The organism is Actinoplanes octamycinicus (assembly GCF_014205225.1).
GTDB classification, from domain to species: domain Bacteria; phylum Actinomycetota; class Actinomycetes; order Mycobacteriales; family Micromonosporaceae; genus Actinoplanes; species Actinoplanes octamycinicus.
The window spans coordinates 4,964,702-4,977,654 of the sequence record NZ_JACHNB010000001.1 but is presented as its reverse complement, the minus strand read 5'-3'; the positions used below and the strand labels follow the sequence as shown (position 1 = coordinate 4,977,654).

Below are 12,953 nucleotides of genomic sequence, written 5' to 3'. Positions count from 1 at the left end.
GTCAGGCCAGCCCGGCGTCGTGCACCAGCAGGGCGATCTGCACCCGATTGTTCAGGTCCAGCTTGGTGAGCAGCCGGGACACGTGCGCCTTCACGGTGGCGACCGACATGAACAGGTCGGCGGAGATCTCCGCGTTCGACTTGCCCTGCGCCACGGCCAGCGCCACGTCCAGCTCCCGGGTGCTCAGCTGATCCAGCCGCCGGCCGGCCGCCCTGCGGTCCCGCGGCGAGGCGGTGGTGACGTGCGTGATGAGCTGCCGGGTGACGCTCGGCGACAGGGTGGCCTCGCCGCGCGCGACGCGCAGCACCGCGTCCCGGATCTGGCCGGGCGGGGTGTCCTTGAGCAGGAACCCGCCGGCCCCGGCACGCAGCGCGCGGAGCACGAACTCGTCGGCGTCGAAGGTGGTCAGCACCAGCACCTCGGGGGCGCCCGGCCGGTTGCGCAGGGTCTCGGTGGCGGCCAGGCCGTCCACGCCGGGCATCCGGATGTCCATCAGCACGACGTCCGGCCGGTGCTCGGCGACCGCGGCCGGCACCTCGCTGCCGTCGCTGGCCTCGCCGACCACGTGCACGTCGTCGGCGCCCTTGAGGATCATCGAGAGACCGGCCCGGACCAGCGCGTCGTCGTCGACGATCAGCACCCGCACCGGGGTCATCGGGACACCGGCCAGGGCAGGTCGGCGGTGAGCCGGAAGGTGGCGCCGTCCGAGCCGTGGGTGAGGTGACCGCCGGCCAGCGAGGCGCGCTCTGCGAGGCCGATCAGGCCCACGCCCGTACCGGGAATCGGCGGTCCGCCGGGGACGCCCACCGGAAGCGGATTGACGATCTCGATGTGCAGGCCGGCGCCGCAGGCGCCACCGACCGTCACCCGGACCACCGCGCTCGGGGCATGCTTGCGGGCATTGGTGAGACCCTCCTGCACTATGCGGTACGCCGTGCGGCCGGTGCCGGCGGGCACCTCGCCGAGGTCGACCCGGATGTCGAGAGCCACCCGGTCGCCGGCCAGCCGCGCCTCGTCGACCAGCGCGGGCAGCGCGCTCAGGGTGGGCTGCGGCCGCTCCGGGGCGGGCTCGGCGTCGTCGACCTGCCCGGCGCGCAGCACGCCGATCACCTCGCGCAGATCCTGCAACGCCTGGTGGGCGGTGGCGCGGACCACCGAGGCGGCCCCGGCGATCTCCGCGGGCGGCGCGTCCGGCCGGAACTCCAGGGCGCCGGCGTGCAGGCTGAGCAGCGAGATCCGGTGAGCCAGTACGTCGTGCATCTCCCGGGCGATCCGGGTGCGCTCCAGCGTGCGGGCCTGCTCGACGCGCAGCTGCTGCTCGGCCTCGGCACGGGCGGCCCGGTCGCGCCAGGAGGCGACCAGCTCGCGGCGGGCCCGGACGACCATCCCCCAGAGCGAGATGATTACCACGATCATCACACCCCACCAGACGGTCTCCCAGTAGCTGCCGGCGCTGTCCGGCCGGGCCGCCGCGAAGATCAGATTTGTTGCGGCGGCGGCCGCGGCGTAGCCGGCGAGCACCCGGAAGGGGCAGTGCACGGCCACCGTGAGCATCAGGATGAGCAGGGTGAACGCGCCGGCCACGCTGAACGCGGAGAGCACCAGGGCCAGGGTCGCCAGCGGCCAGAGGAAGCGGCGGCGCCACCACAGGCCGATCCCGGCGATACCGCTGAGCACGCCGTCGAGCCAGATCATCCAGCTGTCGGTGGGATGCCACTCCCGCACCACGCCGGTGTGCCAGCCGAGCAGGTCGGCGGTGGCCAGCACGGTGAAGCCGAAACCGAGCACGAAGCAGACCGTGTCGATCACCCAGTCGCGGGTGGAGCGGCGCGGCGGCGCGTCCGGCTCGGCGGACAGCGCGGCCGGCAGCAACCAGCTCATCTCCACCGTTCCCACGCGTCGACTCTACGAGGGCAGCGCCGGCCGTCGATACCGACCAAAGTCGTAGTCGGCCGGTAGACCAAGGTCTCCGGACATCGACCGAAGGCCGACGCGCCGGGCACCGCCCGCCCCGCAGGCTGATGCCCATGATTGCGGTTGAGAACCTCACCAAACGGTACGGCGACCAGCGTGCCGTGGATGACGTGTCGTTCACCTGCGAGCCCGGCACGGTCACCGGGTTCCTCGGCCCGAACGGCGCCGGCAAGTCGACCACGCTGCGGATGATCTGCGGGCTGACCCCGCCGAGCGCCGGATCGGCGACCGTGTGCGGGCGGCCGTACCGGCAGCTGGGCAACCCGGGCCGGCACGTCGGGGTGCTGCTCGACGCGTCGGCGCAGCACGCCGGGCGGACCGGGCGGGAGACGCTCGCGCTGGCCGCGCTGACCATGGGGTTGGACACCGGGCGGGTGCCGGAGCGGCTGGCCCGGGTGGGGCTGGACGCGACCGCCGGCAAGCGCCGGGTCCGGGCTTACTCGCTGGGCATGCGGCAGCGGCTGGGGCTCGCCTACGCGATGCTCGGCGACCCGGCCGTGCTGATCCTCGACGAGCCGGCCAACGGCCTCGATCCGGAGGGCATCTACTGGATGCGCGGGTTGCTGCGCGAGTTCGCCGACCGGGGTGGCACGGTGCTGCTCTCCTCGCACCTGCTGCGCGAGGTGGAGGCGGTCGCCGACCGGCTGGTGGTGATCGGCAAGGGCCGCATCCTCACCCAGGGCGACAAGAACGAGCTGCTCAGCGCGGCCGGGACGGTGGTCCGGCCGACCGATCCGGCCGCCTTCGACGCGGTGCTGCGGACCATGGGCCTGACCGGCACCCGCTCGGCGGACGGCACCGTGCTGGTGCCGGCCGAGCCGGAGGCGATCGCCCGGGCCGCAGCCGGGGCCGGGGTGGTGCTGCTGGAGCTGCGGCCGGCCGGCGCCGGCGGCCTGGAGGAGATGTTCTTGCGCCTGACCGGTGGCGCCGAGCTGGAGGAAGCGACCCGATGACTGTCACCGCAACCCTGCCGCCGACCCGGCTCACCCTGGTCGAGCTGCGCAAACTCGCCGACACCCGGGCCGGTTTCTGGCTGCTCCTGGTGATCGGGCTGGCCACCGTGGCCACCTCGGGGGTGATCCTGGGCTGGGCCCCGGACGAGGAGATGACCTTCGGCGCGTTCTTCGCCTTCGGCCTGGCGCCATCCGCGGTGCTGCTGCCGGTACTCGGCGTGCTGTCGGTGACCAGCGAGTGGTCGCAACGCACCGCGCTGGCCACCTTCACCCTGGTGCCGCAGCGGGGCCGGGTGCTGATCGCGAAGATCGCCGCCGGCGTGCTGATCGCGATCGCGGCGACCGTGGCGACGGCGGCGCTCAGCGCGGTCGCCACCGTGATCGCCCGCGCGGTCGGCGGTGACGGCTCCTGGAGCCTGGACGCGTCGCTGGTCTGGCAGGGCCTGCTGCTCCAGGTGATCTTCGTGCTGATGGGGATCGGTTTCGGCGCGCTGCTGCAGAACACCCCGCTGGCGATCGTGCTGTACTTCGCGCTGCCGATGGTCTGGACCGTGCTCGGCAGCACGATCAAGGGGCTCAAGTCGGCGGCCGGGTGGCTGGACATCAACGTGACCACGGCGCCGCTGTCCGAACCGGACATGACCTCGGGCGAGTGGGCCCGGCTCGGCGTCTCGGTGGCGGTCTGGGTGCTGCTGCCGCTGGCCGCCGGGGCGGTGCGGGTGCTGCGGCGCGAGGTCGTCTGAGGCGATTCCCGGGTCGTCGTGACGGGCGGGGTGCCATCCTGAAAGACGGTCGGCACCCCCTCGTCATGATCGACTGCGCGTGTTGGGGTCATTCGCACCTTTGTGCAGGTAACGTCCGCTTCGTGAATCGCACCGGTATCGCCAGCGTCGCGGCGATCGTGACCCTCAGCTCGCTTCTCACCAGCCCGGCCGAGGCACAGCAGCGGCCACACGTCACCGCCGGACAACGGCACGCCGGGGTGCTTCCGGCGCAGGACGGCCGGGAGCTGACCCGGACCCGCCTGAAGTTGCGGGGCAAGGCCCTGCCGGCGGCGCGTTACCGGCCACAACCCACCGCCCGCCGCGCGATCGCCGGCACCCCGGCGGTCGGCACCGTGCGCAGCTGGGTGGGGCTGGACGACACCGACGGCGACCTTTACCGCAAGGACTACACGCTGCGGGCGGTCGGGAAGCACATCGAGGTGTGGGTGGCCAAGGACATCGCCTTCCCGGCCGGCGACTGCCGGAAGAACGCCACCGAGGTGACCGACGCGCAGGTGGCCGATCTGGTCACCCAGTTCGACACGCAGATCTACCCCAAGGAGACGGCGGCTTTCAGCACGCCGCCGGACCGGTCCGGGGCCAACCCGGGGATGGACGGCGATTTCACCGGCGACGGCGACAAGACCGTGACGCTGGTCGACAACGTCCGGGACGACAACTACTTCCATTTCCCGGAGCGCCCCACCTACATCGCCGGCTTCTTCTCGGCGCAGCTCAACGAGCTCTTCGACCGCAACGTGATGACCATCGACGCCTACGACTGGCAGCACCGGCTGGGCGCCGAGCCGAAGAACGAGCCGACCGACGACCTGTGCACCAGCCGCCCGGCCCGGCCCCGGATGTACGAGGGGACCTTCGCCCACGAGTGGCAGCACCTGCTGGAGTATTACGCCGACCCGGGCGAGGCGGACTGGCTCAACGAGGGGCTGTCCGATTACGCGCAGACCGTGGTCGGTTACGTCGACGCCCGGATCGGGGTGCACCACGCCGGTTACGACAGCCACCTCGCCTGTTACCAGGGTTTCGGCAACGTCAAGACGACCTACAACGCGAACCCGCGGGAGTGCGGCGGGCCGCAGAACTCGCTGAACCTGTGGGACGAGGGCGACCCGAACGAGGTGCTCGCCGATTACGGCATCACCTATCAGTTCATGGTTTACCTGCGGGACCGGTTCGGCGCGAAGCTGCTCTCCGAGCTGCACCGGGACAAGGAGCACCAGTCGCTCGACGCGGTGCAGTCGGCGCTGCCGAAAGGCGTCAAGCTCACCGACGTGCTGCACGATTTCCAGCTGATGACGCTGGTCGACAAGGAGGTCGGCGCGCCCGGCGGGACGATCACCGGGGTGCCCCGGGAGCGGGTCGTCGCGGCCGGGCTGCGCTCCACGGTCAACCTGGCCAACAAGGCCGCTTATGACAAACCGGGGGCGGCGCCGAACGGGGCCGACTTCATCCGGCTGCCGCGCGGCAAGCTGTCCACGGTCACCTTCAGCGGGGCGGCCACGCTGCCGGCCACGCCGCTGGCCTGGAAGATCGACGCCGGCCTGCTTTTCTCCGGGAACACGCCGGACACCGACGAGACGGCGGCCCGGCAGGTCGAGGTGCCGGCCGACGACCCGGTGCTGCGTTTCACCGCCACTTACGGCCTGGAGAAGGACTTCGACTACGGCTACGTGACGATCTCGGCGGACGGCGGCCGGAGTTATCAGCCGGTGGCCGGGGACCGGACGGTCAAGGGGCCGCTCGGCGCGGCGATCACCGGGCAGGCCGCGGACGTCAAGCTCAGTTACGACCTCAAGGCTTACGCCGGGAAGAAGGTGCTGCTCGGTTTCCGATACGTCAGCGACGCCGCGGTGCAGCTGGGCGGCTGGCACCTCGGCGAGGTGTCGATCGGGAAGAACAAGATCGCGAGCGGGGCGCTCGACGGATGGAAATCGCCGACCCAGTGGTATCCGGTGCCGGTGCGGGGGTGGCACGTGTCGCTGGTCGGGCTCGGCGCGAAGCGGGCCGCCGTGGTGCCGGTCGACCAGGTCGCGGCGCTGCACGGTTATCCCAAGGTGGTGGCGATCGTGGCGCAGGACGACCCGACCGGGGCGGTCACCCAATACGCCCCTTACACCCTGACCGTGGACGGCGTGGTGCAGCCCGGCGGTAGCGGCACGCCCTGACACCGGCTCACTCCTCTCGGCTGCCCGTCACCGGCTCGTCCGGTGGCGGGCGGTTCTGCTCTCCGACATTGACACTGTCACGATGACAGTGTCAAGCTTGCGGCATGTGGACGATGGAGGAGCTGGTCGACCGGGTGCGGGTCGCGCTCGCCGCGGAGTATTCCGGGGCGCCCAACGGCCGTGTCCGGGATCTGCCGGACCGCCGATCGATCCGGTGGTATTCGACGATCGGCCTGGTCGACCGCCCGCTCGGCACCCGCGGGCGCGCCGCGCTCTACGGTCCCCGGCACCTGCTCCAGCTGGTGGCGATCAAGCGGCTGCAGGCGGCCGGGCGGACCCTCGCCGAGATCCAGGCCGAGCTGGCCGGCGCGCCGGAGGAGACGCTCACCGAGGTCGCCCGGGTCCCGGCCGACCTGCTCACCGACGATCCCGCGCCGGCACCGGCGCCGGAGGCGGCCCGGCCGCCGTTCTGGAAGACCCCGCCGGTTGCGGATTGGGCCTTCCCGCAAGGCGACGACATCTCTTTCAGTGCGCCGCCGGGCACCCTTCCGCACACGCCCCCGGCCGCGCCTTCGGGCATGCCCGCGGCCGCGCCTTCCGGCACGCCTGACGTCCCGCCGCCACCCACCGACCCCGGCCTGACGCCGCTCGGCACGGACGCCGTGCTCACCGGCGTGCCGCTCGGCCTGGGCGTGATCCTGCTGGTGCCGGGCGCCCTGCACGCCGGCCACCTCGATCGCGCCGAGCTGGCCACCGCCGCCCGCCCCCTGCTCGACCTGCTCGCATCCCGTGGGCTCACCGATAGGAGAGATCAGTGATCATCTACGTCAATCCGATGGGTCCGGGCGAGCTGGAGCGCGTCCGGCAGGTGCCGGAGTCCGGCCTCGGCTCGATGCGCACCGAGCGGGGCAACCTCCCGCTGGACCGGCTCGACGTGTCCGCCGCGATCAGCGGCCTGGTGGCCCGCACCGAGGTCACCGCCGAGTTCGTCAACACGCACGACACCGCGCTGGAGGCGACCTACGTCTTCCCGCTGCCCGACCGCGCCGCGGTGACCGGCATGACGATGACCGCCGACGGCCGCACGGTCACCGCCGAGCTGCAGGAGCGAGCCGCCGCCCGCGAGCAGTACGACACCGCCATCGCCGCCGGCCGGCGCGCCTCGATCGCCGAGGAGGAGCGCCCCGACGTGTTCACCATGCGGGCCGGCAACATCCTGCCCGGCGAGCGGATCGTGGTGCGGCTGCGGCTGGTCGGCCCGCTGCCGTTCGAGGACGGCGCGGCCACCTTCCGGTTCCCGCTGGTGGTGGCGCCGCGCTACCTCCCGGGCGCGGCCCTGCCCGGCCCCTACGCCGGCGACGGCCAGGCGCCGGACACCGACGCGGTGCCGGACGCCTCCCGGATCTCCCCGCCGGTGCTGCTGCCCGGCTTCCCCAACCCGTTGCGGCTCTCCCTCGGCGTGACCGTCGACCCGGCCGGGCTGGAGCTCGGCGAGGTGCGGTCCAGCCTGCACGCCGTCACCGACCAGGACGGCACCCTGCGGATCGCTCCCGGCGAGCGCGCCGACCGTGACTTCGTGCTGCGGCTGGCTTACGCGCCCGGCGGCCAGACCGCGGTGGCGGTGCCCGACGACGAGGGCGACGAGGGCACCTGGCAGCTGGTGGTGCTCCCGCCGGCCGAGGCCGCGCCGCCCCGCCCCAAGGACGTGGTGCTGCTGCTCGACCGCTCGGGCAGCATGGGCGGCTGGAAGATGGTGGCCGCCCGGCGCGCCGCGGCCCGGGTGATCGACACGCTGACCACCGCCGACCGGTTCGCCGTGCTGACCTTCGACCACCAGGTGGAGCGGCCCCCGGGGCTGGAGGCCGGGCTGAGCGAGGCCACCGACCGCAACCGCTACCGGGCCGTCGAGCACCTGGCCCGGGCCGACGCCCGGGGCGGCACCGAGTTGCTCAGCCCGCTCACCGCCGGGCTCGGGCTGCTCAGCGACAGCACCGGGCGGGACCGGGTGCTGGTGCTGGTCACCGACGGCCAGGTGGGCAACGAGGACCAGATCGTCCACGAGGTCACCCCGCTGATCGGCGGCACCCGGCTGCACACCATCGGCATCGACCGGGCGGTCAACGCCGGGTTCCTCGGCCGGCTCGCCGCGCTCGGCGCCGGCCGGGCCGAGCTGGTGGAGAGCGAGGACCGGCTGGACGAGGCGATGGAGCACATCCACCGCCGGATCGGCGCCCCGCTGGTCACCGGCCTGTCGCTGGGAGCCGAGGGGTTCTCCCCGGTCAACGGGACGCGGACGCCGCAGCGGATCCCCGGGCTCTACCCGGGCGTGCCGCTGGTGCTCTCCGGGCGCTATGTGGGCGCCGCCGCCGGCAGTCTCACGGTCACCGGGCGGACCCGGGACGAGCAGGAATTCCGTATCACGGTGGCGGTGCGGGAGCGGGCCGAGCCGGCGGTCACCAAGCAGTGGGCGCGGGCCCGGCTGCGGGACATGGAGGACGCGTACACGGCCGGCGACAGCGCTCTGGAGCCACGGATCGTGCAGACGTCGCTGCGGTTCGGCGTGCTCTGCCGCTTCACGGCCTACGTGGCGGTCGACGAGCGGGTGGTGAACGAGGGCGGTCAGGTCCGTAAGGTCACCCAGCCGGTCGAGATGCCGTCCGGGTGGGAACCGCCGCCGGTGCCGGTCGCGGCGGCCGGGATGATCCTCTCCGCGGCGCAGTCGCCGTTCCCGGGCGGCCCGGTGGGTGCCGCGCCGCGGATCATGCCGCCGACCCCGCCGCCGCCGGGCGCCCCGCGGTTCGCCCCGGCCCGCGCCGAGAACACCCGGCACACCAAGTCCGTCCACGCGACCGGCACCGCCGACGCCGCCGCGCCGGAGTTCCTCGCCGGCCCGGCTCCGGCGCCCTCCGCCCCGGCATCCTCCGCTCCGGCCGGCCGGCCGCCGGTCGTGGGTGGGCCGCCGCCGGTCGCGGGTGGTGGCCGCGGCTTCGGCCGGTCCCGCCGGGCGACCGGCATCGCCGGTGGCGAGACCTCGCTCGCCGAGGTCCGGGAGCTGGTCGCCGTCGAGGCCGCCCGCTTGCACGACGCCGCCGACCGGCCCGGTCACGAGCGCCGCGACCTGCTCGACGACCTGGCCAGCCGGTTGGCGGTGCTGCTCACGCCGCTGACCGACAAGGCGTTCACGCCGCTGCACGACCTGGTCACGCTGCTGACCGGGGACGCTTCGCTGGACGAGAAGTGGTCCACGGCCGTGCGGGTGCTGTCCGAGTTCGGGTCAGCCCCGCCCAAGCCCGCCACCAAGCCCTTCTGGAAGCGATGACCGCATCCAGGCCGCTCCCCGGCCCGGCCGGCGCGCTGGTCGGGCCGCTCGGTGGCCGACGCCACCATCCCGCCCGTTGCCAGGCGCCTCCGGCCGGAGTACCTCGGCCGTCCGGGAGCCGCGAGCCCGGCCGGTCGCTCTCCAGGCCGACCGGCCGATGACCGATGCCCACCCCGGCCAGGACGCGCTCCTGGCCGGGGCGCCACAGCGGTTCGGGACATCTGATCGGCTCTGGTTCGGCTCGGCCAGGGTTCGGTCAGATCGCGGCGGGGACCCGGCTCGCTCGGGATCGCGGACGGATGCGGGTGGGCTCGACCGGATGCGGCCATCGAGAGGTGTGGAATTCCCGACAGTTGGAGTGGGGTCGGTCGGCCGGGAAGCGGGGTATGGCAGACGGCGTGTTCGCGCTCCATGGGCGCACGTCACGGGCCAAACCGGGCGCTTCCGGGGGCGGGACTCGGATCAACGGGCGGAGCCCGGTGGGCGGGTCGGCTGGGGGCGGCTCAGCCGAACGGACCCCACGCCGAGCCGTCAGTGCCGGTAAGTTGATTCATCGATTGTTGACCAGGGGGTGGCGCGTCCGTGGACGACGAGGATTTCGGTACCGACCGAGACCCGTTGCTGGTGCGTCCGTTCGTTGTCCAGGACGGCGAGCCCGCGGAGCACGTCTCGTCCGGAGCCACCTGGCCGGCCGGCACGGCCTCCGACTCCCCCACCCAGATCCTTCCGGTCTTCTCCGGCGCCGAGGCGAAGAAGCCGCGCGGGCCGCGCCGGAAACGGCGACCGCTGCTGGTCGCCGGGGTCGGCGCCGGGGTGCTCACGGTGCTGGCGGTGGCCGGCTACACGGCGCTGCGGCCCGATCTCGAACCGACACTCTCGGCCGACCTGCCCGAGCATTCGCTGCCGGCGGTGACCGGCCCGGCCGCCACCGCCACGTCGCCGTCCCCGGACGAGGAGTCGGGCGACGGCACGACCGGTGGCGGCCAGCCCGGTGGGGACAGCGGCTCCGGCCAGGACCCGGAGCCGACCGGCGACCCCACCGCCTCCACCGGATCGACCGCCCCGACCACCGCACCGGCGGCCGCGCCGCCCGGCTCGGCGGCAGCCAGCGCGGCGGCGCCCGCCGCGTCGGCGACGAACGGACCGGCCGCCCTCGCCCCGTCGCCGCTGGCCACCGGCACCGGCCTCCTGGTCAGTGGCAACGGCCTCTGCCTGGACCTGCCGAACGCGATCCCGGCCGACGACAACGCCCTCCAGGTGTTCGACTGCAACCGTTCGATCGCCCAGGTGTGGACGCTGTCCGACGACGGGACGCTGCGGGTGATGGGCCGGTGCGCGCTGCTGGTCGGCGACGACACCGTCCACCTGACCGAGTGCGACCGGCGGACCACGTCGCAGTGGCGGACCACCGGGAACCGGGAGCTGGTCAACCTGGCGAGCAACGAGTGCCTCACCGACCCGTCCGGCGGCGCCCGTCCCCGCACCCGGGTCGTGGTCGTCCGCTGCACCGGCGATGCCAATCAGCAGTGGGCCTTGCGCTGACCGGAGCCACCGATCCCCCGCCGCGATGACCAACCTGCGGACACCATGCGGGATGCGGGATGCGGGACGGAAGCGAGACACCGGGACCCGAGGAGCCGGCCGAAAGCAGGACACCGGGACGCGGGAGGCCGGACGAAAGGACACCGGGACGCGGGAGCCCGGACGAAAGGACATCGGGACGCGGGAGCCCGGACGGAACCGGGACACCGGGACACCGACAGGGCCGGCCGAAAGGACACGGGACGCGGGAGGCCGGGCGGAACGGCGACCGGGACACCGGGAGACGCGCAGCGGTCCGGAGCGGAGCGGACCTCGCGATGCGCCGGGACACACCCGTGCGTCGCTGGTCGGTCTCGGGTGGGACTGCCTCGCGGGGTAGCTCGGGGCGGTGTGGTTGCGGTTGGGGCAGCCCGAGGCCGTACAGGAAAGTGAATGCGGGCAGCCGGAAGCGATACCGCCACCTGGTGACGAAGCGGTCGTCAAAAACGGCGGAGCTGGACAAGCGACCGCGCGACACGGGCGCACCCGGCCAAGCCGTCGTCAGAGAGTGCCGGATGGGCTCAGCCGCGGTGGGTGATGGTGCCGGCTACGACGGTGAGGGGGACCGGGGACTCGGCGAACTCGTCCGGCGGGGCGGTCAGCGGGTCCAGGGTGAAGACCGACAGGTCGGCCTGGCAGCCGGGAGCGATGCGGCCCGTGTCGGAGCGGGCCGCGGCCGCCGCGGCCTCGGTGGTGAAGCCCTCCAGCGCCATCCGGGCGGTCAGCGCCTGGTCGGGCAGGATCGGCTCGACGTCGGGGTCGCCGGCCGGGCGGCGCAGCTGGGCCGCCGCGATGATGCCGCGCGGGTCGAAGTGGGCGATCGGCCAGTCCGAGCCCAGCGCCAGCCGCGCACCGTGATCGCGCAGGTCGCGGGCCCGGAAGCCGCGGTCGGCCCGCTTGTCGCCGAGGCGCTGGGACCAGTTGTCGCTGTGGTCGGCCCGGGTGTAGTGCGTGCAGTGCGTCGGCTGCATGCTCGCCGTCACGTCCAGCTCGGCGAAGCGGCCGAGCAGCTCGGCCGGCAGCGTCTCCAGATGCTCGATGCGGTGCGGGACGCGCGGGTGCGGCAGGCGGCTGAGGGTGTCCAGGACGAAGCGGATGCCGGCGTCGCCGATGGCGTGCGTGACGATCGGGATGCCGCGGCCGGCCAGCACCTCGACGGCCGCCGAGTACTCCCACGGGTCGGGCCAGAAGCACGCGGTCGACTCGCCGTGCGTGTCCGGCTCCTCCAGCCAGGCGGTGCCGCCGTCCACGGTTCCGTCGATCATGAACTTGGCGCCCTCGACCCGCCACCGGCGGCCGCTGAGCCGCTGCTGCTCGACCACTGTCTCCAGGCCGTCGCCGGGCATCACGAACGGCGCGCACCGCCAGCGCAGCGGCAGCTCACCGTCCGCCTCCAGGGCGGTGAACAGCTCCAGCGAGTCCAGGCCGAAGTCCATCGCGTTCGCCGCGGTCAGCCCGCTGGCGGCCATCCGGGACATCAGGTCGTGCAGCCGGGCACGCCGGTCCGCGGGCGGGTCCTCGGGGAGCATCGCGTGCACCACCATGGCCGCTTCGAGTTCGAGCAGGTGGCCGGTCGGCGTCCCGGTGGCGTCGCAGACGACGCTCGCCCCGGAGGCGAACTCGCGCGGCCCGGTGATCCCGGCGATCTCCAGCGCTTTCGGGCTGACCAGCGCCGAGTGCGCGTCGAAGAGGACCAGGAAGACCGGCACGTCCGGGCCGAGCGCCTCGACCAGCGGCGCGTGGGTGACCGGCGCGCCGTCGAACGCGTCCGGGTTCAGCCCGAAGCCCTCGATCCACCCGTCCGACGCCGACGCCCCGCGCAACGCCTGGACGAGCTGGTCCCGGGTGCGCACCGCGGACAGGTCGACGCCGCGGGTCATGCTCAGCCCCATCACCGGGTGGGCGTGCCCGTCGACCAGGCCGGGCGTGATCGTGGCCGCGCCCAGGTCGAGCACCTGGGTGCCCGGCCCGCGCCAGTCACGGACGTCCGCGCGCTCGCCGACCGCGGCGATCCGCCCGTCGGCGACGGCGATCGCGGTCGGTTGTGGACCGGGGACCAGGGTGTGGATCCGGTCCGCGATCAGGATCAGGTCGGCGGCGGTCATGCGGAACGCTCCTCACGGGCAGTGTCCAGACGGTCACTCCACCCATGCGTACCAGTTCCGGGGACCCGAGG

At 73.6% G+C, this 12,953-nt stretch carries 9 protein-coding genes; 6 read left to right on the top strand and 3 right to left on the bottom strand.

Features of this window, described 5'->3' with window-relative positions; translation table 11 throughout:
- Nucleotide 1 precedes the first annotated feature (1 nt).
- Nucleotides 2-655 (bottom strand): response regulator, encoded by a 654-nt coding sequence (locus tag BJY16_RS21740; RefSeq protein WP_185041425.1) that lies wholly within the window; start codon nt 653-655, stop codon nt 2-4.
- Complete coding sequence (locus tag BJY16_RS21735) at nt 652-1,881, bottom strand: sensor histidine kinase (RefSeq protein WP_185046591.1); 1,230 nt, start codon at nt 1,879-1,881, stop codon at nt 652-654. Before BJY16_RS21735 ends, BJY16_RS21740 begins: the two co-directional genes overlap by 4 nt.
- Nucleotides 1,882-2,027: 146 nt before the next feature.
- On the opposite strand from BJY16_RS21735, the gene BJY16_RS21730 reads away from it, so the two are divergent.
- From BJY16_RS21730 to BJY16_RS21705, 6 genes are all read left to right on the top strand, one after another.
- Nucleotides 2,028-2,927, top strand: coding sequence for an ABC transporter ATP-binding protein (locus BJY16_RS21730; protein ID WP_185041424.1), 900 nt, complete (start codon nt 2,028-2,030; stop codon nt 2,925-2,927).
- Nucleotides 2,924-3,670: an ABC transporter permease gene (locus BJY16_RS21725; RefSeq protein ID WP_185041423.1), complete on the top strand. Its 747-nt coding sequence runs from the start codon at nt 2,924-2,926 to the stop codon at nt 3,668-3,670. Before BJY16_RS21730 ends, BJY16_RS21725 begins: the two co-directional genes overlap by 4 nt.
- 122 nt (nt 3,671-3,792) lie before the next feature.
- The gene (locus tag BJY16_RS21720) at nt 3,793-5,877 is read left to right on the top strand and encodes a M6 family metallopeptidase (RefSeq protein ID WP_239176711.1); all 2,085 of its coding nucleotides are present in this window, start codon (nt 3,793-3,795) and stop codon (nt 5,875-5,877) included.
- Nucleotides 5,878-5,981: 104 nt separating this feature from the next.
- Nucleotides 5,982-6,695: a helix-turn-helix domain-containing protein gene (locus BJY16_RS21715; protein ID WP_185041421.1), complete on the top strand. Its 714-nt coding sequence runs from the start codon at nt 5,982-5,984 to the stop codon at nt 6,693-6,695.
- Nucleotides 6,692-9,196: a VIT domain-containing protein gene (locus BJY16_RS21710; RefSeq protein ID WP_185041420.1), complete on the top strand. Its 2,505-nt coding sequence runs from the start codon at nt 6,692-6,694 to the stop codon at nt 9,194-9,196. Before BJY16_RS21715 ends, BJY16_RS21710 begins: the two co-directional genes overlap by 4 nt.
- A 582-nt stretch (nt 9,197-9,778) precedes the next feature.
- Entirely contained in the window at nt 9,779-10,738 is a 960-nt protein-coding gene (locus BJY16_RS21705; RefSeq protein WP_185041419.1) for a ricin-type beta-trefoil lectin domain protein, read from the top strand.
- 560 nt (nt 10,739-11,298) lie between these two features.
- On the opposite strand, the gene BJY16_RS21700 is transcribed toward BJY16_RS21705, so the two are convergent.
- Entirely contained in the window at nt 11,299-12,882 is a 1,584-nt protein-coding gene (locus tag BJY16_RS21700; protein ID WP_185041418.1) for an amidohydrolase, read from the bottom strand.
- Nucleotides 12,883-12,953: the final 71 nt, after the last annotated feature.